Genomic DNA, 24,449 nt, shown 5'->3' on the forward strand with positions numbered 1-24,449 from the left:
TCATCACAGCCCCCTCTCTTCAGCGATCGCTCTATCGCCACCTACCTTAGGGCACCGCCCCGACACGCCCCCAAACCGGCGAAACTAACTAGGAGGTAATCTCGCTCGGCTCCTCGACGAACTCCGGCGCGGGCTCGCTAAACCGCTGGGGAAGCGGGCCCAGCGAGGTGTGCACGTGCTCGGCCACACCCTCGGCGATGCGGCGGTTGGCCAGCGAGCCCACGACCGCGCCGATGCCCAGCGGGAGCAGCTTGCCGATCCACGCCGAGCGCACCGACTTGGTCACCCGCTTGAGCGCGATCTTCAGCATCCGATTGTTGATCTCGGAAAGGTTAGTCATTGACAGGCGCGATATGAGGGCGGCGGGGGAGGAGCCACCGATGGAGGCGTCGACCAGCGCGGTGCCCGAGGACCCGAGCAGGGCGATGAGGATGAGCGCCTTGCGCCGCTCGGGCTCCTTGATGTCGGCGCCGCGCAGGTGCGCGGAGGCCAGCGCGTAGACGGTCGCTGCGTCGAGGAAGAGCAGGCTCTCCGCGCCGACCGTCAGCGCGCCGGTGATGAACCCGATGCCGGGGATCGCCGAGGAGGCGCCCGCGCCCGCGCCGGAGCCGGTGACCACGGAGAGGAAGTGCTTGTCCAGCAGCCGCTGGATGTCCGCCGGGCTGGCGTCCTTGTTGCGGGAGCGCAGCCAGTCGACGTACCTGATGATCACCGAGGACTGCATGTGCGCCGCCTTGTCGAGGGCGAGGATGAGCGCCTTGCCCACGGGGCCGGACTCTTCGGCGAGCCGGCTCGGGTCGGAGCCCTGCACGTCGACGATGGCGTCCTCGTAGCCGTCGCGGACCGTGGCGGAGAAGGGAAGGAAGCGGTCCTTGAGACCCATGGTTGCACCTCTTACTGGGGTAACTAATGACAAGACAACTGTATCGAAGCGTCATGCTCCCCAACGGGCCATGGCGAAAAAGGATTCCCCCCACGAGGGTTCGTGCGGAATTTGTGTCCAGACCGTTATGGATCGTGACAAAGGCACGCGTAAACCCCCTTCCGCGGGCCGGCCGTGAAGGGGGTGGGCGTCGATAAGCGAAAAGCTACTGCTGTGCGTACTCTTCCGCCGCGGCGACGTCCTCCGGGGAGGGGCGAACGCCGGTGTAGAGCTCGAACTGCTCCGCGGCCTGGAGCGCTACGACCTCGCCGCCGTTGATGGTGGGCTTGCCCGCGGCCTTCGCGGCCTTGATCAGCGGGGTCTCGACGGGGAAGGCGACCACGTCGAAGATGACCTCGGCGCGGGCGATCTGCTCGTCGCTGAACGACTGCACGTCCTCCGCGTCGCCGTGCATGCCCAGCGGGGTGACGTTGACCAGCAGCTTCGCGTCCTCGGGAACGTCGGAAGAGAACTCCCAGCCGTAACGCTTGGCCAGCGCCGGACCCGTGGACTGGTTGCGCGCGACGACGGTGCCGCTCATGCCGTAGTCCGCGATCGCCGCGACGACCGCGTTGGCCATGCCGCCGGAGCCGCGAACGGCCACCTTCAGCGACGGATCCACCCCGTGGGACTCAAGCAGCGAGGCGACCGCGACGTAATCGGTGTTGTAGCCGGTGAGCACGCCGTCGTCGTTGACGATCGTGTTGACGGCGTTGATGCGCTCGGCGGAGGGATCCACCTTGTCGATGAGCGCGATGACGTCCTGCTTGTACGGCATGGACACCCCGGCGCCGCGGATGGCAAGGCCGCGCATGCCCGCGATCGCCTGGGTGATATCGGTGGGTGCAACCGCCTTGTACAGGTAGTTGAGCCCCAGCTTGGCGTAGAGCCAGTTGTGGAAGCGCACCCCGTGATTGGAGGGACGTGCGGCAAGGGAGACGCACAAAACTGTTTCTCGGTCGACGATGTTCACCATGGTTATTACTGTAGTTGTTAGCGGGGCGCCTGCGGAAGGCTTTTGACCCGAAATCGGAAATAAACACAGGCATTCGGGCATCTTCGCTCCCGCCGTGCCCACCTTAAGACTCACCCCACAGATATGGCCAAAGACACCTCCTACCACGACGACCTCCCCGCCCAGCGCGAAGGCGCCACTACCCGCGTCGGCTCCCGCCGCAAGGGCACGGTCCACCCCGCGCAGCTGGCGGCCTTCGCCGTGGATTCCTCCGGCACCGTGGTCGTCATCGAGGAGAACTTTGAGGCTTCCCGCTTATCGACGTCTATAGCCGGCGACCGGGCGGCCGCGGCGAAGACGGAGAAGACCCGGAAGTCCAAGAAGCGGCGCCGCAAGAAGGACAAGAAGGCGGCGCGCGACAAGAAGGCGGAGAAACGCCGCCAGAAGCGCCGGGAGAAGAAGCACCTCGCTGAGGTCGCGGCCCAGCAGCCGCCCACCCCGCCGGGCGCCCAGCGCCTGCAGGGCCCGGTCGTGGAGACCACCCTGGGCAAGGCCGAGGGCATCGTCCTCATGGGGGTGCGCACCTGGCGCGGCCTCCCGTTCGGCGCCGACACCGGCGGACACCAGCGTTTCCGTGCCCCGCACCCGGCCGACGGCTGGTCCGGCGTGCGCGAGGCCCAGCGCTACGGGCAGGTGGCCACCCAGCCCACCTACGGCCTCAACGACGCCATCCGCGGCGGCGAGGACTGCCTCAACCTGGACGTGGTGCGCCCCGACACCGACGAGGTCCTGCCCGTGGTGGTCTACTTCCACGGCGGCTCCTTCATCTACGGCTCCTCGCACGAGCAGCTGCTGCGCGGGCACTACCTGGCCGAGTCGATGAACGTGGTCTACGTGTCCATCAACTTCCGCCTCGGCGCGCTCGGCTACCTCGACATGCGCACCTTCGGCGACGACTGCGTGGCCAACCCCGCGGTCTTAGACCAGGTGCTCGCCCTGCGCTGGGTGAGAAAGAACATCGCGGCCTTCGGCGGCGACCCCGGCAACGTCACGGTCATGGGGGAGTCCGCGGGCGGGGCCGCCGTGCTCACACTCATGTGCGTGCCCGCCGCGAAGGGGCTCTTCCACAAGGCGATCGCCCAGTCGCCGCCGATCGCCACCATTCACTCCCAGGCGCAGTCGACCTTCTGGGCGCAGCAGATCGCCGCCCGCCTCGAGCTCGACCCGGCCTGCACCCTGCGCGACTTCCGCGCGCTGGCCGCGCCTGAGGTGGTCCGCGCCGGGCAGTCGATGCTCTGGCGCACCCGGGAGCTGCTGCACCTGAACTCGTGCTACGCGCCCACCGTCGACAAGCGAACGCTGTTCGGGCACCCGCTCGACGTCTTCGAGGCGGGCCAGCAGCACAAGGTGCCGCTGCTGGTGGGCACCAACTTCGACGAGGCCTCGTTTGCCAAGGGCTTCTACCTGCGGCAGACCGCCCGCGCCCGCGCCGCCGACCGCATGCTCACCGCCTTCGACCCCCACGGCGCGCCGGGGGTGTTGCAGGCCTACGGCGGCGCCGAGCAGCGAGGTGATTTCGCCTCCCTGCTCACCGACGCGGTGTTCTGGGCGCCCACGATGAGCGCGGCCAACGCCCACGCCAAGGTCGCCGAAACCTGGATGTACCGCTTCGACTTCGCGCCTTCGATCTTGAAGTGGATGGGGCTAGGCGCGATGCACTCCATGGAGCTCACGCCGGTCTTCGGCGATCTCAACGCCTCGCGCATGTCCTCGCTCAACCGCTTCGGCGCTAAGGACGAGCTGGTGGCGCTGCGCGACCTCATGCAGTACCACTGGTCGCACTTCATCCACCACGGCAACCCCGGTGAGAACTGGCCCCGCTACGTCACCCCGAGCGACCACCACCCGGGCCGGGCGACGAAGGTCTTTGACCGCACGAGCCAGATCGTCTACGACCCGCACCGTCACCGCCGCCGCGCCTGGCGGAATTACAACATGCGCGAGTGGGGCACCGGCCGCCCCGAGCTGCTGGCCGAGCTGGGGCTAATGGGAGAGCTGTAGGGTCATACTGAAAGAACCGACCAAGGAGAACCCGTGAGCACCCTCGACCACGCCTTCGACCGCCTCGCTGCCCGCCACCCGCGCTTTTCGCCCAGCGTCACCGCGCCCGATCACGCTTGCGAGGAGATCGCTGGCACCGGCACGCTTTCGCTTGTCGACGCCTGTCGGCCCGAGTCCCTCCGCGCCGCGATCGAGGCCGGGAAGCGGCTTTTTGCCCTCGAATCCGACAAGCACGCGGCCCAGCTGTGGCTGTACACCCTGCTCGGCGACATCGTGGCCCCCTCCATGACGCTCATGGTCGAGTCCGAGGTGTTTCCCGTCCTCGACCTAGGTGCGGGGACCTTGTTCAAGCGGGAGCCGGGCGGGTACTGGTACGGGCTGCGGCCCAGCGCCCAGGCCTCGGATGCCTTCGGGGTGGGCGCGTCGCTCGGGCGGGGGCTTGCGCCGCTGGTCGAGGCCTTGAGCGAGTGCGCGGGAATGCGCCCGGCGCCGCTGTGGGCGGTGGTCGCCGACGGGTTCATCCAGCCGCTCATGGGCGCAGGCAACCAGGAGTTCGCCACCTCGCAGGCCCTTGGCCTTGCCTGCCAGGTGTGGGCGGGGCTGAAGAAGGAGACCGGCGCGCCGCTGCCGCTGCCGCGCTTCGAGCAGATCCTCGACGGCGAGGTGCTCCCCATCGAGGGATCCGGGCAGCTTCTCGACGCCCTGCGTGCAGACGTGTTTGACGACCTCGAGTTTTCCGGCGAGCAGCCGGAGTTCATCTTTTCCCACCGGGTCAGCTGCTGCATGATCTACCACTCGCCGAACGCCGGTTTGTGCACGTCGTGCCCCCACCAGGACCGCGAGGAGCGGCTGGCGGGGCTCATCGCCGCGGCCGAAAGCTACTAGGGGGCTTGCGGGAACCTGCGGGCTTCGTGGCGAGAGGATGGGTTTTCCATTTTTGGGCGGCGCACGGGCGGGATACTGGCTAGGCTAGTGCCTAGGCTGCACACGGCGGCTCGACTTCAATAGACACCTGGGAAGGCTGTGCGTGAAAAGATCATGAGCTTTTTCGAAGACATCGCAACCGCACTCGACGACGCCGGAATCGAATCGCGCGTCAACGAAGACATGATGTTCGTTCCCATCACCTCTGACCTGGAAATTCAGTTCGTAGAAATCGACCCGCACCTGCCGGCCGCCAACGTCTACATCGCCGCCGCCGACGTCGACGAGGACGACGAAAGCTTCGAATCCGCGCTGGTCTCGGTGGTGTTCTCCGTCGAGGACGCCGTCAAGGCCGTCGTGGAGCACATCGCCACCGACCAGGTGGTCACGGTCCTGCGTGACCTGCTCGAGGGCACCGACGAGCGCATCGCCGACCTCGAGTTTTTCCAGGACCCCACCCTCGCCAACATCGTGCACGCGGAGGTCACCGATACCTCCGAGCTGCAGGTCGAGATCGAGGCCGTCGGCGGCGTGCCCACCGCCCGGGTGACCTTCGTGGCCTTCGGAGAGACCTTCGACGACATCGTCGACCAGGTCATCGACGAGCTCTGGGACGAGGACGAGGAGGACACCCTCACCGACGAGGACCGCGAGCGCCTCTTCTACGACGTTGCCGGCGAGATGGGCGACTTCACCGACGAGGTGCTGGAGCTGGGCTCCTTCACCGACTTCGACCGGCTCTTCGACATCCTCTCCCTCGCCGCCGACCAGGCCGAGGACTGGGAGGCCCAGCTCGTGCCGCTGGAGGACGACCTCGACGACGAGCCCGACGTCTACGACATCTTCGGCGAGGATGACGACGACGAGTACGAGGCCCTCGGCGACGATGAGGATGAGGAGGACGAAGACGAGGACGAGAAGTAGGCGGCGGTAGGGTAGTGGACCTATGACCACCCCTTCCGTCCTCATCGACTGCGACACCGGCATCGACGACGCCGTTGCACTCATCTACCTCGCAGCCCTCCACCGGGAGGGCCTCATCGATCTGCGCGCCGTGACCACCACCGCGGGCAACGTCGACGCGCGCCAGACGGCCATCAACACCCGCTACGTCCTCGACCTCTGCGGGCTTCCCGACATCCCCGTCGCCGCGGGCGAGGCTCGCCCCCTCGTGGTCGACCTGGTCACCACGCCCGAAACCCACGGGCCCACCGGGCTGGGTTATGCTACCGCGCCGAAGGACGTCGACAAGCGGGTGCGAAGCGACTGGCAAGCCTTGTGGGAGAGACAACTCGGCGACGAGACCCGGCTCATCGTCACCGGCCCCGCGACCAACCTCGCCGCCTACGCGCGCGGGCATCGCTTCCCGCCTGGCGTCACGCTCATGGGCGGCGCCTACCTCTACCCGGGAAACACCACGCCCACCGCCGAGTGGAACTCCTGGGTCGACCCGCACGCGGCGAAGGAGGCGTTCGCCGCAGCGACCAGCCCGATCACCGTCTGCTCGCTGGGGGTTACCGAGCAGATGCTCATCGATCCCGCCCGCCTAGCCACGCTTGTCGACGCCCTTGGCGGCGCACCCGTGGCCGCCATCCTGCCCCGTGCCCTGCGCTTCTACTTCGAGTTCCACGAAGCCCAGGGCGAGGGCTACCAGGCGCAGATCCACGACCTGCTCACCTGCATGATCGCGCTCGGCCGCGTCGACTACGAGGCGACCGCGACCACCGTCGACGTCGAGTGCGACTCGCCCCTGCTGCGCGGCACCACCGTCGCCGACCTCCGCGGGTACTGGGCCCGCCCAGCGAACGCCCGCCTGGTCACCGCCGCCGACATCGACGGCGCCCACGAGGAGCTGCTGCGCGCCTGGGCCACGTTGGCGCCCTAACCTGTGCGTGGGCTAAGATACCCAACGTTCCCGCCCGCGGAAACGCCCACCCCGAGGTGACATAGGGGAGCGCGCGGGCACCCGACATCCGTTCACTCGTGCGCCGCGCCGGGTGGACATCGACGCACGCGAAAGCATCTCATGTCACGGATTACCCTTTCTCCCGCCCGCAAGGGCATGGCTATCCTCGGCGCCCTCATCATCGCCGCCACCTGGCTCTACCTGGTCATCTCCCGGCCCACCGACTGGGAGTCGATCGGGTCCAGCGGGCCAGCGCTCATCACCTTGGGGGGCTACGTCATCGGCGCGCTCCTGCTGCTCGCGGCGACGCTGCCCGCGCTGCCGCCGCGCACCATCGCCGTCATCCCGCTCGCGCTCGTGCTCAACATCGTCGTCGGCCAGATCGTGGGCTCCATCGGCATCCCGCTCTACCTCGACTCCGTGGGCACGGTCCTCATGGCGGCCCTCACCGGGCCCATCGGCGGGCTGGCCACCGGCGCGCTGAGCTCCGTCGTGTGGGGCCTGTTCAACCCGGCCGCCCTGCCGTTCGCCGCGGTGAGCGCCGCCACCGGCGCGATCTCCGGCTGGATGATCGAGAAGGGCGCCTTCCGCAACGTCGTCACCGCGATCCTGTCTGGCGCCGTGCTGGGCATCGTCTGCGGCATGCTCGCCGCACCCGTGGCCGCCTTCGTCTACGGCGGCACCGCCGGCGTGGGCACCGGCGCCATCGTCTCCGCCTTCCGCGAGATGGGCAACTCGCTGCTCCAGTCCGTGACCCTGCAGTCCTTCATCTCCGACCCGCTGGACAAGGCGCTGGTGATGTTCCTCGTGTGGGCCACCATCAAGGCGCTCCCGCGCAAAACGGTCGAGGCGCTTCGCCCGCAGGGATAGCCCTTGACAACGCCCCAGGCCGATACGACGCCGCAGGTCAATCCGTTTACCGCACTGACCTGCGGCTTTTCGGCGTGGCTACTGGTGCTGGGAATCAACCGCCCGGCAGTGTCGATCGCGGTGGTGGCGGCGTCCTGGCTGGTGGGCGTGTGGGCGACCCGCCGCGCCGCGGTGGTGCTCAACTCGCTCGCCCTCGGGCTACCCGCGGGCGCGTCGATGCTCATCGTGCACGCGCCCTTCGGCCAGCACATGATCGCGCCGCTTATCAGCTCCGACGGGCTGGTGATCGCAGGCGAGCTGGCCCTGCGCTTCCTCGCCCTCATGGCGTCGATCCTGGCGGCCATGTGCTTCTCGCCGATCCCACAGCTAATCAAGGCGATCCAGGGCTCGCGCCTTAACCCGACGATCGGATACATCATCGGCGCGTCGCTGCAGTTCCTGCCCCAGGCCCGCCGGGCGGTCCGGACCGTCCGGGAGGCCAGGATCCTGACCGGCGAGCGGGTCAAAGGCCGGGTGCTCACGAGGCTTGCGATCCCGGTCATGGTGCACACCCTTTCTCTCGGCGCGGACCGCGCCACCGCCGTGGAAGTGGCGGGCGTGGGGCGTCCAGGCAGGCGAACGGTCCTGCGGCCGGTCTACGACAGTGGGTTGCAGAAGTTGGTGCGGATCGTGGTGCCGGTGGCGTGCGCCGTGGTGGTTATTGCGTGGAAGGTGGTGGCGAGGTGAGCTCCCCCTCCGATACCTCCGCGGTGGACTTCTTCCCGACGCGGCGCACCATCGTAGTGGGGCCCTCCGGCTCGGGGCTGAGCAGGCTAGGCGAGCGGGTCTACCGCACGACCGAGGGCGCGGCCATGGTCAGCCAGGACGCGATCAGCCACATCACCTTCCTGAGGGACACCGTCGTAGAGGAGATCGCCTTCGGCCTCGAGCAGCGCGGCATCCCGGTGCCGGAGATGGCCGAGCGCGTGGACGCCCTCGTGGCCCAGCTCGGCCTTGCCGAGGTCGCCGAGCGTAACCCCGCCGAGCTCTCCGGAGGGCAGACCAAGCGCGTGGCCATCGCCTGCGTGGCGGTGCTCGGCGCTGCCACGCTCGTCCTCGACGATCCGTTCGCCGGGCTCGACACGGAGTCGAGGCGGCTGGTCGCCCAGCTCCTTCGCGAGTATCCCGGCGCCGTGCTGGTGCTCGCGCACGAGGACCCGTCCGAACTTGGGTCCGACTTCGAAAGATTCCACCTCAGCGGCGACTCCGTGGGCCCCGGCTTGCCCGAAGCCCGAGCGCTCGCCCTGCCCGGGCGGGTCGCACCCTCCGGCGAGCGGATCGAATTAGGCACCCTCCGAGGAACTCGAGGGGAAGCCTCCCGGCGGTGGTGGCAGCTTCGAGCCAAGGCACCCAGCCGCTTCGTCACCGCGAAGGTCACCCTGCGGCCGCGTCGGGGCGCGGTGCTGTGGCTTCGCGGTGATAACGGCGCGGGCAAGACCACGCTGCTGCGGACGATCGTGGGCTTCGAATCCGAGTACCGCTGCCCGGTGAGTGTGAGCATGCAGTCGCAGCGCGCGAGCGATCAGGTGCTTGGATCGACGGTCGCCGAGCTGCTCCCGGACGTCGAGGCAAGGGATCGCCTCGGGCTCGACGGCGACACCCACCCACTCGACCTCCCGCAGGCTAAGCTGCGGCTCGCGCAGGTGGCGAGCGTTCTGGGGCAGCGCCGCGAGCTGGTGCTGCTCGACGAGCCGGACGTGGGGCTCGACCACGCGCACAGGGCGGCCTTCCACCGGCTGGTGGCCGAGGCACTCGATTGCGGGAAAGCAATCATCATGACCTGCCACGACCCCGCGGTCATGGAGGAGGTGGCTGCCTACGCTGAGGTGGACGAGGTCGCCCTGCCCTCGCCCTCACGCAGCTCCTAGGCCGCCTGAGACAGGCCGGTGAACAGCGACGCGGGCGAGCGCAGGGGCTGGAAGCTGCCGTCCACCACCCACACGAAGGTGGGCGCGGTGGGGGAGTCGAACTCGTGCACGCACTCTCCGTTCTCGGGGCCGACGAGGGAGGCTATCCAACCGGCGGCTAGCTCCGGCGGGACGACGTACCCGGAGGGCATGGAAAGCCGCGCGGTAACGAGGTAGGCGGGCGTGCGCTGCTCGCCGAAACCACGCATGCGCGCCTGGACGCGGGGACCCACGCGGTGGCGGGTGACGGTGATGGAGAGCGCGTCGCGCCCGAAAATAGCCGGAAGTGTGTGCGAAGGCGGCCGCCAGCTAGCAGTGGGCCTAGCGAGGGAGCGGGGATGGGCCATGATGGTGCCTACAGCATCGAGCGCGCTGCGGTGGTGGGTGCGCACGTAGCGGGTAATCTCCGCTGCTGAAGGCAGGGATTCGGCGGACTTGCGGACGGGGAACAACGTAACTTTTTTCATGGGGGCAACCTTAACTAGTGATTGGGACATCAACGTGCCTCAAGTATAGAACAGCTGTTCGAAAATGGGAAGAGTCTTTCGAAAACTAGGTTCGGGTCTAGGCTTGAGGCTTGTGAATACCGTGCGTGATGCGTCCCCAACCGAAGCGAAGATACCTCACGAGGTGTGGGTCCTGGTCTCCGCCGCGTTCATCATCGCCCTCGGTTACGGCCTCGTCGCGCCGATCATCCCGCAGTTCGCCTCCAGCTTCGGCGTGGGCATGGCCGCGGCCGGCGCCGTCGTCAGCGTCTTTGCAGGCACGCGCCTCGTTTTCGCCCCTGCGTCCGGCTCGCTTATCGACGCCTTCGGCTCCCGAAAGGTCTATCTCACCGGGCTCATCACGGTGGCCGTGGCCACGGGCCTCGTGGCGCTCGCCCAGGAGTACTGGCACATGCTGGCCCTGCGCGCGATCGCGGGCTTCGGTTCGACGATGTTCACCGTCTCCGCCGTGGGGCTGGTCATCAGGCTCTCGCCGCCGGAGATCAGGGGCAAGTGCTCCTCGGCCTACGCTTCGGGCTTCCTCTTCGGCAACATCGCGGGCCCGATCCTCGGCGCCGCGCTCTCGGTGCTGGGGATGCGGTGGCCGTTCGCCATCTACGGGGTGATGGTGGCGTTGGCGGCCTTCGTGGTGTGGTGGCGTATGCCGCGCCAGATCGGGGCAGTGGCGGCCAAGGGGACGGGACTGCCGGCCCTTACCGCGCGCGAGGCCTTCCGCGACCACGCCTATCGCGCCTCGCTGAGCGGCGGATTCGCCAACGGCTGGTCCAACTTTGGTGTTCGCGTGGCCACCGTCCCGCTGTTCGCGGCCGCCGCGTTTGAGAACGGCGCGGCCATCGCCGGGCTCGCGATGACCGCCTTCGCCGCCGGAAACGCCGTGGCCCTGCAGTTCTCCGGCAGGCTCTCGGACCGGGTCGGGCGCAAGCCGCTCATCCTCATCGGGCTCGCCCTCAACGCCGCGTTCACCGCGACCTTCGGCTTCTCCCACCACTTCGCCACCCTCATGGCGGTCTCCGTTGGGGCGGGCGTGGGTGCCGGGCTGTTCAACCCCGCGCAGCAGGCCGTGCTCGCCGACATCGTCGGCCCCGGCCGCTCGGGCGGCAAGGTGGTGGCCACCTACCAGATGGCGCAGGATAGCGGCACGATCCTCGGGCCCATCGTCATCGGAACCGTGGCCCACGTGTACGGCTTCGGACCGGCCTTCGCCCTGTGCGCGGCGATCACGCTCGTGGCGTGCCTGCTGTGGGGATTCGGGCGAGAAACCCTCGCCCTCAAGCAGCTGGCGGGCTAGGTCAGCTGCGCGGTGACCTCGCGGTTGAGCCGCCCGAAGTTGTAGTAGGCCGCACACGCGCCCTCGGGGGAGACCATGCAGGTGCCGATGGGGGTGTCCGGCGTGCAGGCGGTGCCGAACACCTTGCACTGCCACGGCTTGATGTGGCCGGTGAGCACCGAGCCGCACTCGCAGGCGACGGGGTCGGCCACGCGCTTGCCGGGCAGGTCGAAGAGCCGCTCGGCGTCGAAGTCGGCGAACTCCTCGGAGATGCCCATGCCCGAGTTGTCGAGCCAGCCCAGGCCGCGCCACTCGAAGGTGTCGCGGATGGTGAACACCCGGTCCAGCAGCGCGCGGGCGGCCGGGTTGCCCTGATCGCGCACGACGCGGGCGTACTGGTTCTCCACGCGCGCCTTGCCCGCCGCGACGTCCCCGGAGACGAACTGCTCGAGCAGCATCGCGATGCCTTGGAGGATGTCGAGCGGCTCGAAGCCGCACACGGCCACCGGCAGGTTGAACTCCGCGGGCAAGAACTCGAAGGCTTGGGTTCCCACGACCGTTGCCACGTGGCCCGGGCCGATGAAGCCGTCCACCTTTGTCTCGCCACCGTCGGCGATCGCTCGCAGCGGCGGCTCGATGGTGACGTGGTTGCTGAACACGCTGAAGTTCTTCAGCCCCTTGTCCTTGGCGTACTTCAAGGTCACGGCGGTCGAGGGCGCGGTGGTCTCGAAGCCGACGGCGAAGAAGATGACCTTCTTATCCGGGTTCTCCTCGGCGATCTTCAGGGAGTCGAGCGGGGAGTAGACGAAGCGGATGTCGCTGCCCTGGGCGCGGGCCTGCATGAGGGAGACGTCGGAGCCCGGCACGCGCATCATGTCGCCGAAGGTGGCGAGGATGACGTCGGGCTGGGAGGCCAGCCACAGGGCGTCGTCGACGCGCCCCATGGGGATCACGCACACGGGGCAGCCGGGGCCGTGGACCAGGTCGATAGAGTCGGGCAGGAGGTTTTCCAGCCCGTAGCGGTAGATGGTGTGGGTGTGCCCGCCGCAGATCTCCATGAGCTTGATCGGGTGATCGAGCTGGGTGGCCATCTGGGAGATGCGCTCGATGAGCTGCTTGGCGGCGTGCGGGTCGCGGAACTCGTCAACGAACTTCATGGGGGTGCGTCCTTTTATTCGATCTCTGACTCGCTAAACGAGGCCAGCTCGCTTTCGAAGGTGTCGCCGCCGAGCTGCTTGATCTGCTGCAGCGTCACCTTCGCCTCCTCCTCGTCGATGGTGCTCAGCGCGAAGCCGACGTGGACCAACACCCAGTCGCCGACGGCGAGCCCCTCGCCGAGGAGAAGATCAGTGGATACCTTGCGGCTCACGCCGTCGATGCTCACGGTGGCGCGGGTGGGGTCGGTCACCTCGACCACCTGGGCTGGAACGCCTAGACACACGGGCAGTCACTCCTTGGGAATCATGTAGGGAAAACTTTACTCCCATCCCCGGCGCTGCCCGCGGCAGGCGCTACCATGGGGCGAGAGCAAGCCCCTGAGAAAAGCGAGGAAACGGTGGAGCCTAAGAACCGACTCAACGAGGACGTCGACCAGGTCAACGACACGATCGCGCGGGTGCGTCGCCGCGGGGGCAGGCTCAAGGACCAGCAGGTCACCCTCGCCCACGGGGCCGGCGGCAAGGCGTCGGCAAGCCTGCTGCAACACGTCTTCTTTGACGAATACGGCAACGACCTGCTCGCCCAGGGCGGCGATTCCACCCTCATGGACCTCGATCTGCAGGGTGGCAAGCTGGCGTTTTCCACCGATTCCTACGTGGTCAACCCCATCGAGTTCCCAGGCGGCTCGATCGGCGAGCTGGCGATCAACGGCACCGTCAACGACCTCGCGGTGGCGGGCGCGGTGCCGAAGTACATCTCGGTCGCGTTCATCCTCGAGGAGGGGCTAGACATCGAGACGCTGCGGCGGATCGTGCTGAGGCTCAAGGAGGCCTCGGACAAGGCAGGCGTGGCGATCGCGACCGGCGACACCAAAGTGGTGCCCAAGGGCAAGGGCGACAAGCTGTATATCACCACCGCGGGCGTGGGCGTGGTCCCCGCCGACCGCGTGCCCGGCTTCGCGCGCGTGGCCCCCGGCGACCGCCTGCTCGTCTCCGGCCCCATCGCCGACCACGGCATGTCCGTCATGATGGCCCGCGGCGACCTCGCCATCGACGCCCCCATCGAGTCGGATTCGCGCGAGGTGGCCTCGCTCGTTGCCGCGCTTCTCGACGCCGTTCCGGATACAAGGTGGATGCGAGACGCGACCCGCGGGGGAGTCGCCACCGTCATGAACGAGCTCGCGGAGACCACGGGGCTGGGCGTCGTGCTGGAGGACGAGGCCATCCCCGTGCGCCCCATGACCCGCGCCGCCTGCGACATGCTGGGCATCGACCCGCTCTACGTGGCCAACGAGGGCACCTTCATCGCGGTCGTGCCGGAGGCGCAGGCGGAGGAGGCGCTGGCCGCGGTGCAGCAGGCGGGCGCCCCCGAGGCGCGGCTCATCGGCCGGATCGTGGAGAAGCCCGAGGCATGCGTGGTGCTGGTGACCGCGTTCGGCGGCACCCGCATGGTGGACAAGCTGGTGGGCGACCCGCTGCCGCGCATCTGCTAGGCGGTTGGTGGGGTGCTGGGCCGCCGTCGGTCGACTTCACTCACTAGACTTCACCCGATTTTGGTACCCGCCCGGGGTATGTTTTGGGGTGAAGTCTTTCGAGTGAAGTCGACCCCGCGGCAAGCCGCAAGCTAGCCCTCCCCGCGAGCGAGCATCGCCCGCCCCAGCACCGCCTGCCCGAGGCTCAGGCCCCCGTCGCCGGGCGGCACCTGCTCGTGCACTACGAGCTCGTAGCCCCGCCCCCGCAGGAACTCCCGCAGGTCCGCCAACAGCAGCCGGTTGAAGGCGCACCCGCCGGTCATCGCCACCACCTGCGCCCCGGACGTCCCCGCAACCTCTGCGGCCCGCGCCCCCAGCACCTGCGCCACATGTCGGTGGAACTGCCGGGCAGCATTCGCGCCGCCCGAACTCGACGCCAGCACGGCAAAGGCCTCCGCGAGGGTGGAGACCCCGTCCCACGAGCAGGCCCCGCCGCGCGCCAGGTGCTCGAATTCCATGGCCGCCTGCGCCTCGTAGCTGACCGCCGTTCCGAAGGTACCGCAGCCGACGAGGCAAGCTGCGGCGTCGAAAAGCCTGCCCAGCGAGCTGGTGGCAACCGTGCCAATCCCGCTGCCTAGCTGGGAGGAGACCAGCCGCAGCTCCCCGGCATCGACCGATGACCTAAGCCGCGAAACCAGCGGCCCGGACACACCCCAAGAAGCGGAAACCCCGAGCACGATCCGCCACGGGTAGGTGACGGCGCGGTCGCCGCCTGCCAGCGGGAACGAGGGCACATGCCACGCCCGCTCAAAAACCAACTCCGGCGAAACGACAAAAATCTCCCCGCCCCAGATCGTCCCGTCGAGCCCGTAGCCGGTGCCGTCGGCCGCGATCACCACCGCGGGGCGCCCCAGCAGCCCGTGCTCGGCCAGGACGCTGGCCGCGTGCGCCTGGTGGTGCTGGACCTGCAACAGCGGCAGCCCCAGGCGATCGGACAGGCGCTCGGCCCACGCGGTCGTGGAGTACCCCGGGTGCATGTCGCACACAATGGCCGACGGCTCCACCCCGCGCAGCGAGCTCATCTGCGCAAACGTGCGCTCGGCAACCTCCTGCGCGCGCAGCGACCCCATGTCCCCGATGTGCGAGGTGAGGTGCGCCAGCCCGCCCGAGGTGAGGCACATGGTGTTCTTCAGCTCCCCGCCGACGGCGAAAACGTCGGGCCCGTCGGGGATTGCGAGCGGCAGGGGAGCAAGCCCCCGCGAGCGCCGCACCGGCACCTCGCCCAAGTACACCGAATCCTCCACGGGCACGAAGATGTCGCGGTCGTGGAAGAGGAACCCGTCGCAGAAGCCGCCCAGCAACTCTCGCGCCTCCGCGATGGAGGCCACCAGGGGCTCGCCGGAGGGGTTTCCGCTGGTCGCCACCACCGGCGAGTCCACCAGCAGCATGTGCAGCGGGGAGTAGGGCAGCACGACCCCCACGTCACCCAGCCCCGGCGCAATGGACTGCGGCAGCACCCCGCGCGAGGGTGCGATGACGATCGGCCGCGCGGGGGAGGTAAGCAGCGCCTCCTGCGCTGGCGTCAGCGCCACCACCGCCCGCGCGTGATCCAGCGAGGGCACCATCACCGCGAACGGCTTGTGCGGCCTGCGCTTGAGCCCCCGCAGCCGCGCGATCGCCGCGGGATCGGTCGCCTGGCACATGAGGTGGAACCCGCCGATGCCGCGCACGGCCAGCACCTTGCCCTCCCTCAGCAACTCTCGAGCCGCGGAAAACGCGTCTTGGCCCGCCACCACGCGCTCGCCCTCCTCGAACCACACCTTCGGCCCGCAGTTCGGGCAGGAGATGGGCTGCGCGTGGTACCTGCGATCGTTCACATCCGTGTACTCGCGCTCGCAGTCGGGGCACAGCGGGAACACCTTCAGCGTCGTGTTCGGCCGGTCGTAGGGCAGCTCCTCGATGATCGTCAGCCGCGGTCCGCAGTGCGTACAGGTGATAAACGGGTAGTGGTAGCGGCGGTTGGTGGGGTCGTTGAACTCGGCGATGCAGTCCTCGCACGGCGCCACGTCCGGCGGGATGAGCGTTCGCGCGCCGGGCAGGTGCGTCGAGGCCACAATCGTGAATCCGGTTTCCTCGCGCACAGGTTTTTCTTGCTTGTCGACGCTCACCACTCGCGCCAGCGGAGGCAACGAAGAGAGCACGTCGCGAAGGAACTCCTCGAGCACGCCCGGCGTGCCCTGGGCCTCGATGAACACCTCGATGTCGTTGTTGCCGCACCAGCCGGTGACCTCGTGGTTGGCGGCGACCTTCGCGATGTGCGGGCGCATGCCCACCCCCTGCACCACGCCGGTCAAGGTGATGGCCAGTCGTTGAAGGTCGGTGATGCTCATAATCCCCAAGCTTAGCGGGGGTGCACCGGCCAGCCAGCGCGGGGAATCGGAGTACCTTGGGGAGGCGTGCACGAGGTGGCATTGAGTACGGAGCTCGCGCGGGTCGTCGCCCGCGCGGCCAAGGGCAGAAGGGTTCGTCAGGTGAACCTTCGCATCGGGGCGTTGCGGCAAGTCGTGCCCAGCTCGATGGAGTACGCCTGGGGCTTCGTCACCGCCGCCACGCCGCTCGAGGGGGCAAGGCTTCACATCGATTGGATCGACGCGGTCATCGAGTGCGAGCAGGGACACCGCACGGTCCTCGACGCCTCCTCCTACCTCGACTTATCCTGCCCACGCTGCGATGCGCCGACGAGGGTCGTCGCGGGCGAGGAGTTCCAGGTCGTCGACCTCGAGGTCGAAGCCGCCTAATCACCACGGAAGAAAGCGAAGACATCATGGGTCGTTTCCACCGCCACGCCGACGGCACCGTCCACTCCCACGGTGATCATGTCCACGGACACGAGCACCACCACCACGACCACGACCACGAGGTCGGCGACCACTCCGGCTACGAGACCGGCCGCGAGCGCATCGACGTCCTTGAGGACATCTTCAGCGAGAACGACCGCCGCGCCGCCAGCAACCGCGCCGCCTTCGAGGAGCACGGCGTGGTCTCCATCAACGTCATGAGCTCGCCGGGCGCGGGCAAGACCACCCTGCTGGAGAAGACGCTCGAGCACTTCAAGGGTGCGATCCGCTTCGGCGTGGTCGAGGGCGACATCGAGACCGCCATCGACGCCGACCGGCTGCGCGGCTTCGGCGCCCAGGTGTCCCTGCTCAACACGGGCAACGGCTTCGGCGGTGAGTGCCACCTCGACGCCCCGATGGTCTCCCGCGCGCTCGAGGGGCTCGACCTTTCCGCCCTCGACACCGTGCTCATCGAGAACGTCGGCAACCTCGTGTGCCCGGCGGAGTTCGAGGTGGGCGAGCACAAGAAGGTCATGATCGCCTCGGTCACCGAGGGCGAGGACAAGCCGCTGAAATATCCGGTCATGTTCCGCAGCGTGGAGGTCGTGGTGATCAACAAGATCGACCTTCTGCCGTACCTCGACTTCGACCTCGAGCTGTTTAAGAAGAACATCCGCCAGGTCAACCCCGGGGCGACCATCTTCGAGGTGTCCACCAAGACCGGGGAGGGGCTCGACGGGTGGTACGAGTGGGTGGCAGCCCAATCCGGGGGTACCCAGGGTGTTTAACACCATAGTCGGGCAGGAGCCCGCGCCCGAATGTCGCCTCCCAGAGTAACGTGGATTTATATCTGGGAAGCGTCAGGTGACACCCCGGGCCACGGATTCTTAAGGTCCAGAACCCGCAGGTCACGGCCCTTAAGAGATAAGCGCCCGCGGTGCGGGTGCCCGTCGTATGCGGGGCGCAACTTCGCTTCCTCACAACGTGGATATCGAGTGAGAAAACTTACAGAGGAAAGCGAAGTTCAATGGATATTCCGGGAACCTGGGGCAACGGAACTCTCATCGAGAATCTGGAGCGCAAGGGGGTCAGCCGCCGCGACTTCATGAAGATGTGTTCGGGGCTCGCCGCGATCTTCGCGGTCGGCGCCCCGCTGGCCTCCAAGGCGGAGGCCCAGGAGGCCACCAAGATCGCCGACGCGCTCGGCAGCGTCACCAAGCCCAACGTCGCCTGGCTCCAGCTGCAGGAGTGCACCGGCTGCATGGAGTCGGTTCTGCGCTCCGGCGCCAGCACCATCGAGGACCTCGTCCTCAACCAGCTCTCGGTGAACTACAACGAGCTGGTCATGGCCGCCTCCGGCGAGGCCGCCGAGCAGGCGCTCAAGGAGCTCAACGAGCAGCCGCACATCCTCGTAGTCAACGGCTCGGTCTCCCTGGCCGAGGACGGCGTCTACTGCATGATCGGCGGCAAGACCTCCAAGGAGGTCCTCGAGGAGGCGGCCAAGAACGCCACCGCCATCCTCGCTGTCGGCGCCTGCGCCGTCTACGGTTCGGTCCAGGCGGCCCGCCCTAACCCCACCCACGCGGTCGGCGTGGACGAGATCATCAAGGACAAGCCGGTCATCAACGTCTCCGGCTGCCCGCCGATCGGCGAGGTCATCACCGCCACCATCAGCTACATCCTCACCCACGGAGACACCCCCGACGTGGATGCCGAGGGTCGTCCGCTGTTCGCCTACGACCAGCGCATTCACGACTCCTGCCCGCGCCGCGCCCACTTCGACGCCGGCCAGTTCGTCCGCACCTTCGACGACGAGGGCGCCCGCAACGGCTGGTGCCTCTACGAGGTTGGCTGCAAGGGTCCGTCGACGTTTAGCCCGTGCCCGATCATCCAGTGGAACATGAAGACGGGCTGGCCGATCGGCGCGGGCCACCCGTGCATCGGCTGCACCGAGAAGGACTTCTTCGACCGGTTCACGCCCTTCTACTCCGAGCTGCCGGACGTGCGCGGCTTCGGCGTGGAGTCCACGGTGAAGAAGGTCGGCTGGGGCTTGGTCGGCGTGGCGGCCGCGGGCGTGGCCGCCCACGGCGGGCTCACCATGCTCAACGAGATCAAGGTGCGAAAGGCCAACGGCGACCTCGAGACACTCGAGGCCTACGCGGGCAACGAAAGCGACCATCCCACCCCTCCGACGAAGGCGACAGAGCAGTAACCCCTGGCGTCGACAAGCGAAACGAAAGTAGACAAAGATGGCTGAAAGAATTGTTGTCGACCCGCTGACCCGCATCGAGGGGCACCTGCGCATCGAAATGGAGGTCGACGGCGGAGAGATCAAGGAGGCGTGGAGCGAGGCCACGCAGTTCCGCGGGATCGAGACGATCGTCCAGGACCGCGACCCGCGCGACGTGTGGGCCTTCGTCGGACGCATCTGCGGCGTGTGCACCGCGACCCACTCGGTGGCGTCGATCATCGCGGTCGAGGACGCGATCGACACGCAGATCCCCAAGCAGGCGCAGCTCGTGCGCGACCTGCTGCTAGCCGCCCAGGAGGTCCACGACCACGTCGTGCACTTCTACCACCTGCACGCCCTCGACTGGGTGAACGTGGCCTCGGCCGCGAAGGCGGACCCGCAGAAGGCCGTGGACTTCGCGCACTCGATCGGCTCGACGTGGAAGGGCAACAGCCTCGAGAACTTCACCAAGGTCAAGGAGACGGTGCAGGGCATCCTCGACTCCGGCCAGCTGTCGATCTTCACCGGCGGCTACTGGGATCACCCCGACTACCGGCTCCCACCGGAGGCCAACCTCATGGCCGTGAGCCATTACCTCGACGCGCTGCAGTTCCAACGCTCGATCATCCGCATCACCACGGTCTTCGGCGGCAAGAACCCGCACCCGAACTTCCTGGTCGGCGGCATGGCCTGCTCGATCGACCCGGAGAAGTCCGAGACCGTCAACCAGGTTCGCTTGGACGAGATCCAGGGCTGGGCCGAGGAGATCGAGAACTTCGTCACCGGCTGCTACCTACCCGACGCGCTGGCAATCATGGGTGTGTACAAGGACTACTTCGAGATCGGCAAGTCGGCTGACACCTTCCTCGCGGTGGGCATGGCCGGCGCGGCCATCCGCGGCGACAACCTCGAGCGCTCCATGTCCTACGGCCACCCGGAGGTCACCCCGGGCGTCATCCTCGACGGCGACTACACGCAGCTGCACCCGCTGGAGGCGGACAAGATCAAGGAGTTCGTCGCCTCCTCGTGGCTCGACTACTCGGTCGGCAACGACGAGGGGCTTGAGCCCAGCCAGGGCGAGACCACCCCGAACTACACCGGCCCGAAGCCGCCGGTGACGTGGCTGGCAGACAACAAGGAATACACCTGGTCCAAGGCCCCGCGCTACGACGGCCGCCCCACCCAGGTCGGCCCCGTCGCCCGCGTCCTTCTGGCCTACCTGCAAAACGAACCGGAGACCAAGAAGATCGTCGACGACGCCTTCGCCAAGCTCGGCATCACCGTGGAGAAGATGAACTCCACCGGCGGCCGCACGCTCGCCCGCGCGGTCGAGGCCGCGACGGCGTCGACGAACCTTCTCAACACGCTGCTGCCGGAGTTCATCAAGGGCATCAAGGAGGGCGACTTCGACGTCTTCAACCCGAAGAAGTGGGAGCCGGGGTCCTGGCCGAAGGAGTCCAGCGGCTTCTCCATGATCGAGGTCGCCCGCGGCACGCTCAGCCACTACGTGACCATCAAGGACGAGAAGGTCGCCCGCTACCAGGCCGTGGTTCCGTCCACCTGGCTATCTGGCGGACGCGACGCCGAGGGCAAGCGCGGCCCCTACGAGGAGGCGCTGGCCGGCGGCGGGCACCCGCTGGAAAACCCCAAGGAGCCCCTGGAAGTCCTGCGAACCATCCACTCCTTCGATCCATGCATGTCGTGCGCCGTGCACCTTATGGATACGGAGGGCGAGGAGCTGTTTAAGGTGATGACACAATGACCACCCAGGTACCCGCCCCGCAAGGCGCGCCCAATAACCCGCCCAACCAACCGCCCAAAGACCAACCCGTCCTCTCCGTCATCTCCAGCTTCCCGGTCGACGTCTACGGCCAGGAGACCCTCATCCGGCTCGCCTCGATGAGCCCCGAGGGCTCCACCGACCCGATCGACCTCGCGCTGCGGCGGACCACGGACCAGACGCTCGTCCCGGAGTCCTTCGACCCGGGCTCCGCGCAGCGCCCGTTCTCGATCGCCGCGGTGCTCAACGCCTACGTGCGCTCCGGCCGCCTCAACCTGTCGGTCATGCGCGGCGACCTCGATGCCGTCATCGCCGCGTCGAAGTCGACCCGCGAGCAGAAGGTGCTGGCGAGAAAGCACGCCAAGTCAATGGAGAAGGTCGGGCGCCGCACGGTGGCCGTGGCCATCGCGGACCTCGACTCCGAGGAGCCCGGCCAGTACCAGCTCGCCGGGGTCTTGAGCTTCGGCGTCTGCGAGCGCCGCACCCGCCTCGCGCCCACGCACCCCGGCTACACCCGCGTGGAGCTGTGGCCGCGCGCCCTGCGCTTCCAGCACTGGCTGAACGTGCTGCTGATCATCGCCTTGTCCTTTACGGGCTACTACATCATGGACCCGTTCTTCGGGCCCAACGCCTCCCAGGACACCGGCTTCCTCATGGGCACCATCCGCTTCATCCACATCGCCTCCGGCATCGGCTGGATCGCGCTCGGGCTGTGGCGCCTGTCGCTGACGGTCTTCGCCAAGGAGCGGCAGATGCGCTGGCGCTCGCTGTGGCCGATCTACAACAAGCAGGACCTCAAGAACCTGCTGGGCACGGCGCAGTTCTACATGTTCATCAAGCGTGAGGGCCCGCAGTACGTCGGCCACAACGGCCTGCAGCAGCTGACCTACACGGGCATCTACGCCCTCTGCATCGTGCAGATGCTCACCGGCCTTGCCCTCTACGGCCTTTACGAGCAGGGCAACTGGTTCTTCCACCTGGTCAGCTACCCGGTCCACTGGTTCGGTATCCCCGGCATCCGCCTCTTCCACGCCGTTGTCATGTTCATCATCTGGGCGTTCGTGGTCATCCACGTCTACCTCGCCTTCCGCGCCGACAACCTGGAAGATCACGGCGGCGTGTCCTCCATGATCAACGGCGCCGTCTGGCTGCCCACCGGTTCCATGCCCGTCGACGCGTCCGAGATCGAATAGCGTGGACGGCATCACAGTCATCGGCATCGGCAACCCCATCATGACCGACGATGGGGTTGGCCTTGCCGTTTTAGCCAAGCTTGTCGACGCCAAGGTGCCCGGCGTGAAGTACATCGACGGCGGCACATCCGGCATGGAGATCCTGCCTGACATCCAGGACGCCACCAGGCTGCTGGTCTTGGACGGCATCAAAGACCCCGACGAGCCCCCGGGCACCGTCTTGGTCCTCGAGGGTGACCAGCTCCCGCGCCTGCGCAAGAGCGCGCTCTCGCCGCACCAGGTGGGCCTTCTGGACCTGCTGTCCACGGCGCGCCTTCTCGGCTCGGAGCCCGAGGAGGTCGTGGTCGTGGGCGTGGTGGCACAGGACGTGGAGCTCCACGTGGGCATGACTGAGAAGGTTGCGGCCGCGGTGCCTGTGGCCGTCGATAAGGCAAAAAAGGTACTGGCCAGCTGGACGAGCTAGAAAGACGCGAAAACGCCCCTCTACCTGCGCGGTAGGAGGGGCGTTCGGCGTTTTTGCCTAGCGGCGGCGGGCGACGCGACCGATCATGGTGGCGAGGCCTGCGAGGATAAACAGGGCGGCTAGCAGGACCAGGGACCAGACGTTGGCGCCGGTGTTGGCCAGGCGCTTGGCGACGCTAGTGGAAGCCGGCGCGGAGGCAGCCTGTGCGGCGGCGGCCTGAGTGGTGCCAGCTGCAGGAGCGGCGGCTGCAGCGGCAGCGACCGGGGTGGTGGTGCCGGCGGTGGTGCCGGTTGCGGTCTGTGCACCGGTTGCGGTGGTGGCGTTCGTTCCGGTGGTGTCGGTGGTGTTACCGGAGGAGGTCGAGGACGCCGAGGAAGCGGAGGAGCCAGCGAGGGCGGCGAGCACGCCACCGACGACGGCAGCACCCACGACCAGCTTCGCGGCATCAGCGGCACTGGAACCGGAAGAACCGGCGCTGGAGCCGGACGACAGAGCGGCGGAACCGAGGGCAGAAGACGCCAGCGGGGCGCTGGAGCCGGAAGAACCGTTGCTGGAGCCGGAGGACAGCGGCAGGACGGAGGAGCCGTCGCTGGACTCGGCTGCGTGCTTCGGGGTGTAAGAAGATCCGTCGGAAGAGCCGGAGGACAGCGCAGACGAGAGGGCAACCGGACCCAGAATGGAGGAGCTAGCGTTAGAGTCGGCGAGGTGCTTCGGGGTCGAGGAGCTATCGCTCGAGCCGGAGGACAGCGGCAGGACGGAGGAGCCGACGCTGGACTCAGCCAGGTGCTTCGGGGAAGAAGAACCGTCGCTAGGGCCGGAGGACAGCGCGGAAGAGCCGAGCGCGGAAGACAACCCGAGCGGCAGAAGAGCGTCGGAGGACCCGTCGCTCGACGTGGAGGAGTTGCTCGACACGGAAGGAACGGAGCTGCCCGCGTGAGTGCCCTCGGAGCTGCCCACGGAGGACAACGGCGCGGAGGAACCCTCAGCAGAGCCCTTATCGGCGCTGCTGGAGCCCGAGGAGAGAGCCGAAGAACCGGGGAGCGCGGAGGAGCCATCGCTGGAACCAGACGAAAGCGCGCTCGAACCCAGGGCAGAGGAGCCCACGGCGGAAGACAGCGCGAGCGGCACGGCCACAGCTGCGGCGCCAGAGGACAGGGCAGCACCCGGTAGCGCGGAGGACAGAGCCGAGCTCGAGGCGCCGGAAGACAGCACGCCATCGGCAGCGGCAGAAGCAACGGAGGAGAGCGCGGCGTCAGCGGCGCTGGATCCGAGGTCAGAGGAAAGCGCGCTCGAGCCAAGATCAGAAGACAATGCGGGGGCAGCAGCGGAGGCGGCGCCGTCGCTCGACAGCGCGGACGAGCCGGAGGAGAGCGCGGCATAAGCGGCAGTATCGGAGGAAAGGCCGAGCTCAGAGGAGAGGCCAGACTCAGAAGACGGGCCCGACTCGGAAGAAAGACCGGAGTCCGAAGACAGACCCAGCTCGGAAGACGCCTGGACAGAATCGTTGGTGTCGGAGGAAAAGTCCTTCAGATCCGAGGAGAGGTTGATCGCGTCGACGGCCTTGTCAGTGTCGGAATCCTGGCCGGAGGTCGTCGTTTCTCCCGTGTTCGATTCATAGGTGGACCCATCGGAGGTCGAGGTGCCCGTGGACTCCGAGCCCGTGGACTCTGAACCAGTCGTGTCCGTACCGGTGGTGTCGGTCGGGGTGCAGTGCGGGTTTCCGTTTACGGTGTTGCCGTTGCCGCTGTTGTTGCACACGGAGTTGGTAGACGTGTCATTGTGCGTCGCGCTGTCTTGCTCGGTGTTGGTGATCGTGTTATCGCCGCTCGGGGTCGCGCTGGCGACACCAGTGATGAAGGGCGTAACCATGAGGCCGGTACCGAGGGAAATCGACAAGAAAGCTGAACCAACCCGAGATCGGGTTTTTCGGGGATACATGTGCATTCCTCCAAGAAGACAA

General features: G+C 67.7%; 22 protein-coding genes. 15 read left to right on the top strand and 7 right to left on the bottom strand.

The features are described 5' to 3' along the window. Positions 1 to 88: 88 nt before the first annotated feature. Complete coding sequence (locus B843_RS05450) at positions 89 to 883, bottom strand: hypothetical protein (protein WP_025252508.1); 795 nt, start codon at positions 881 to 883, stop codon at positions 89 to 91. Between the two features lie 205 nt (positions 884 to 1,088). Further along, positions 1,089 to 1,898: a shikimate 5-dehydrogenase gene (locus B843_RS05455; RefSeq protein WP_025252509.1), complete on the bottom strand. Its 810-nt coding sequence runs from the start codon at positions 1,896 to 1,898 to the stop codon at positions 1,089 to 1,091. Between the two features lie 549 nt (positions 1,899 to 2,447). Between B843_RS05455 and B843_RS05465 the strand changes: the two genes are divergently transcribed. From B843_RS05465 to B843_RS05495, 7 genes are all read left to right on the top strand, one after another. Further along, positions 2,448 to 3,938, top strand: a complete 1,491-nt coding sequence (locus tag B843_RS05465; protein WP_231494008.1) for a carboxylesterase/lipase family protein — start codon at positions 2,448 to 2,450, stop codon at positions 3,936 to 3,938. Positions 3,939 to 3,971: 33 nt separating this feature from the next. Beyond that, the gene (locus tag B843_RS05470) at positions 3,972 to 4,823 is read left to right on the top strand and encodes a (2Fe-2S)-binding protein (RefSeq protein WP_025252511.1); all 852 of its coding nucleotides are present in this window, start codon (positions 3,972 to 3,974) and stop codon (positions 4,821 to 4,823) included. A gap of 153 nt (positions 4,824 to 4,976) precedes the next feature. Further along, the gene (locus B843_RS05475) at positions 4,977 to 5,786 is read left to right on the top strand and encodes a hypothetical protein (protein WP_025252512.1); all 810 of its coding nucleotides are present in this window, start codon (positions 4,977 to 4,979) and stop codon (positions 5,784 to 5,786) included. A gap of 22 nt (positions 5,787 to 5,808) precedes the next feature. Then, complete coding sequence (locus B843_RS05480; RefSeq protein WP_025252513.1) at positions 5,809 to 6,747, top strand: nucleoside hydrolase; 939 nt, start codon at positions 5,809 to 5,811, stop codon at positions 6,745 to 6,747. A gap of 141 nt (positions 6,748 to 6,888) precedes the next feature. Then, positions 6,889 to 7,638: a hypothetical protein gene (locus tag B843_RS05485; RefSeq protein ID WP_025252514.1), complete on the top strand. Its 750-nt coding sequence runs from the start codon at positions 6,889 to 6,891 to the stop codon at positions 7,636 to 7,638. A gap of 3 nt (positions 7,639 to 7,641) precedes the next feature. Further along, positions 7,642 to 8,364, top strand: a complete 723-nt coding sequence (locus B843_RS05490; RefSeq protein ID WP_025252515.1) for an energy-coupling factor transporter transmembrane component T family protein — start codon at positions 7,642 to 7,644, stop codon at positions 8,362 to 8,364. After that, positions 8,361 to 9,545, top strand: coding sequence for an ATP-binding cassette domain-containing protein (locus B843_RS05495; protein ID WP_025252516.1), 1,185 nt, complete (start codon positions 8,361 to 8,363; stop codon positions 9,543 to 9,545). Before B843_RS05490 ends, B843_RS05495 begins: the two co-directional genes overlap by 4 nt. Here the strand turns inward: B843_RS05495 and B843_RS05500 are convergent. Then, positions 9,542 to 10,051, bottom strand: a complete 510-nt coding sequence (locus tag B843_RS05500) for a hypothetical protein (RefSeq protein ID WP_051483459.1) — start codon at positions 10,049 to 10,051, stop codon at positions 9,542 to 9,544. The genes B843_RS05495 and B843_RS05500 overlap by 4 nt on opposite strands. A 112-nt stretch (positions 10,052 to 10,163) precedes the next feature. On the opposite strand from B843_RS05500, the gene B843_RS05505 reads away from it, so the two are divergent. Further along, positions 10,164 to 11,378: an MFS transporter gene (locus tag B843_RS05505; protein WP_025252518.1), complete on the top strand. Its 1,215-nt coding sequence runs from the start codon at positions 10,164 to 10,166 to the stop codon at positions 11,376 to 11,378. On the opposite strand, the gene hypD is transcribed toward B843_RS05505, so the two are convergent. Together hypD and B843_RS05515 are read right to left on the bottom strand one after the other, a co-directional pair. After that, the gene (gene hypD / locus B843_RS05510) at positions 11,375 to 12,514 is read right to left on the bottom strand and encodes a hydrogenase formation protein HypD (RefSeq protein ID WP_025252519.1); all 1,140 of its coding nucleotides are present in this window, start codon (positions 12,512 to 12,514) and stop codon (positions 11,375 to 11,377) included. The two genes, B843_RS05505 and hypD, sit on opposite strands and share 4 nt — an antisense overlap. Before the next feature lie 14 nt (positions 12,515 to 12,528). Beyond that, on the bottom strand, positions 12,529 to 12,798 hold the full coding sequence (locus B843_RS05515) for a HypC/HybG/HupF family hydrogenase formation chaperone (RefSeq protein WP_025252520.1): 270 nt from the start codon (positions 12,796 to 12,798) through the stop codon (positions 12,529 to 12,531). A gap of 114 nt (positions 12,799 to 12,912) precedes the next feature. Here B843_RS05515 and hypE point away from each other — a divergent pair, with 114 nt between their 5' ends. After that, on the top strand, positions 12,913 to 14,007 hold the full coding sequence (hypE, locus tag B843_RS05520) for a hydrogenase expression/formation protein HypE (protein ID WP_025252521.1): 1,095 nt from the start codon (positions 12,913 to 12,915) through the stop codon (positions 14,005 to 14,007). A gap of 131 nt (positions 14,008 to 14,138) precedes the next feature. Here hypE and hypF read toward each other — a convergent pair whose 3' ends face one another. Then, on the bottom strand, positions 14,139 to 16,376 hold the full coding sequence (gene hypF, locus B843_RS05525) for a carbamoyltransferase HypF (protein ID WP_025252522.1): 2,238 nt from the start codon (positions 16,374 to 16,376) through the stop codon (positions 14,139 to 14,141). A gap of 66 nt (positions 16,377 to 16,442) precedes the next feature. Between hypF and B843_RS05530 the strand changes: the two genes are divergently transcribed. The 6 genes from B843_RS05530 (at position 16,443) to B843_RS05555 (ending at position 22,489) form a co-directional block, all read left to right on the top strand. Next, positions 16,443 to 16,784 carry a hydrogenase maturation nickel metallochaperone HypA/HybF gene (locus B843_RS05530; RefSeq protein ID WP_025252523.1) on the top strand — a complete coding sequence of 114 codons (342 nt, stop codon included), beginning with the start codon at positions 16,443 to 16,445 and terminating at the stop codon, positions 16,782 to 16,784. Positions 16,785 to 16,810: 26 nt separating this feature from the next. Next, positions 16,811 to 17,611 carry a hydrogenase nickel incorporation protein HypB gene (gene hypB, locus B843_RS05535; RefSeq protein ID WP_025252524.1) on the top strand — a complete coding sequence of 267 codons (801 nt, stop codon included), beginning with the start codon at positions 16,811 to 16,813 and terminating at the stop codon, positions 17,609 to 17,611. Between the two features lie 239 nt (positions 17,612 to 17,850). Further along, positions 17,851 to 19,035 (top strand): hydrogenase small subunit, encoded by a 1,185-nt coding sequence (locus B843_RS05540; protein ID WP_038595324.1) that lies wholly within the window; start codon positions 17,851 to 17,853, stop codon positions 19,033 to 19,035. A 37-nt stretch (positions 19,036 to 19,072) separates the two neighbouring features. Further along, entirely contained in the window at positions 19,073 to 20,815 is a 1,743-nt protein-coding gene (locus tag B843_RS05545) for a nickel-dependent hydrogenase large subunit (protein WP_025252525.1), read from the top strand. Then, complete coding sequence (cybH, locus tag B843_RS05550) at positions 20,812 to 22,026, top strand: Ni/Fe-hydrogenase, b-type cytochrome subunit (RefSeq protein ID WP_025252526.1); 1,215 nt, start codon at positions 20,812 to 20,814, stop codon at positions 22,024 to 22,026. Before B843_RS05545 ends, cybH begins: the two co-directional genes overlap by 4 nt. Before the next feature lie 40 nt (positions 22,027 to 22,066). Next, positions 22,067 to 22,489 carry a hydrogenase maturation protease gene (locus B843_RS05555; protein ID WP_038595925.1) on the top strand — a complete coding sequence of 141 codons (423 nt, stop codon included), beginning with the start codon at positions 22,067 to 22,069 and terminating at the stop codon, positions 22,487 to 22,489. A 57-nt stretch (positions 22,490 to 22,546) separates the two neighbouring features. Here the strand turns inward: B843_RS05555 and B843_RS13230 are convergent, their stop codons facing one another. Next, on the bottom strand, positions 22,547 to 24,385 hold the full coding sequence (locus B843_RS13230; RefSeq protein ID WP_025252528.1) for a hypothetical protein: 1,839 nt from the start codon (positions 24,383 to 24,385) through the stop codon (positions 22,547 to 22,549). Between the last annotated feature and the right edge of the window lie 64 nt (positions 24,386 to 24,449).

The organism is Corynebacterium vitaeruminis DSM 20294, from assembly GCF_000550805.1.
Taxonomy (GTDB): Bacteria; Actinomycetota; Actinomycetes; order Mycobacteriales; family Mycobacteriaceae; genus Corynebacterium; species Corynebacterium vitaeruminis.

Coding starts and splice junctions, on each gene's coding strand:
- B843_RS05450 (WP_025252508.1), bottom strand. CDS start 883: ATGGGTCTCAAGGACCGCTTCCTTCCCTTCTCCGCCACGGTCCGCGAC.
- B843_RS05455 (WP_025252509.1), bottom strand. CDS start 1,898: ATGGTGAACATCGTCGACCGAGAAACAGTTTTGTGCGTCTCCCTTGCC.
- B843_RS05465 (WP_231494008.1), top strand. CDS start 2,448: ATGGGGGTGCGCACCTGGCGCGGCCTCCCGTTCGGCGCCGACACCGGC.
- B843_RS05475 (WP_025252512.1), top strand. CDS start 4,977: ATGAGCTTTTTCGAAGACATCGCAACCGCACTCGACGACGCCGGAATC.
- B843_RS05480 (WP_025252513.1), top strand. CDS start 5,809: ATGACCACCCCTTCCGTCCTCATCGACTGCGACACCGGCATCGACGAC.
- B843_RS05485 (WP_025252514.1), top strand. CDS start 6,889: ATGTCACGGATTACCCTTTCTCCCGCCCGCAAGGGCATGGCTATCCTC.
- B843_RS05500 (WP_051483459.1), bottom strand. CDS start 10,051: ATGAAAAAAGTTACGTTGTTCCCCGTCCGCAAGTCCGCCGAATCCCTG.
- hypD (WP_025252519.1), bottom strand. CDS start 12,514: ATGAAGTTCGTTGACGAGTTCCGCGACCCGCACGCCGCCAAGCAGCTC.
- hypF (WP_025252522.1), bottom strand. CDS start 16,376: ATGAGCATCACCGACCTTCAACGACTGGCCATCACCTTGACCGGCGTG.
- hypB (WP_025252524.1), top strand. CDS start 16,811: ATGGGTCGTTTCCACCGCCACGCCGACGGCACCGTCCACTCCCACGGT.
- B843_RS05540 (WP_038595324.1), top strand. CDS start 17,851: ATGGATATTCCGGGAACCTGGGGCAACGGAACTCTCATCGAGAATCTG.
- B843_RS05545 (WP_025252525.1), top strand. CDS start 19,073: ATGGCTGAAAGAATTGTTGTCGACCCGCTGACCCGCATCGAGGGGCAC.
- cybH (WP_025252526.1), top strand. CDS start 20,812: ATGACCACCCAGGTACCCGCCCCGCAAGGCGCGCCCAATAACCCGCCC.
- B843_RS05555 (WP_038595925.1), top strand. CDS start 22,067: ATGACCGACGATGGGGTTGGCCTTGCCGTTTTAGCCAAGCTTGTCGAC.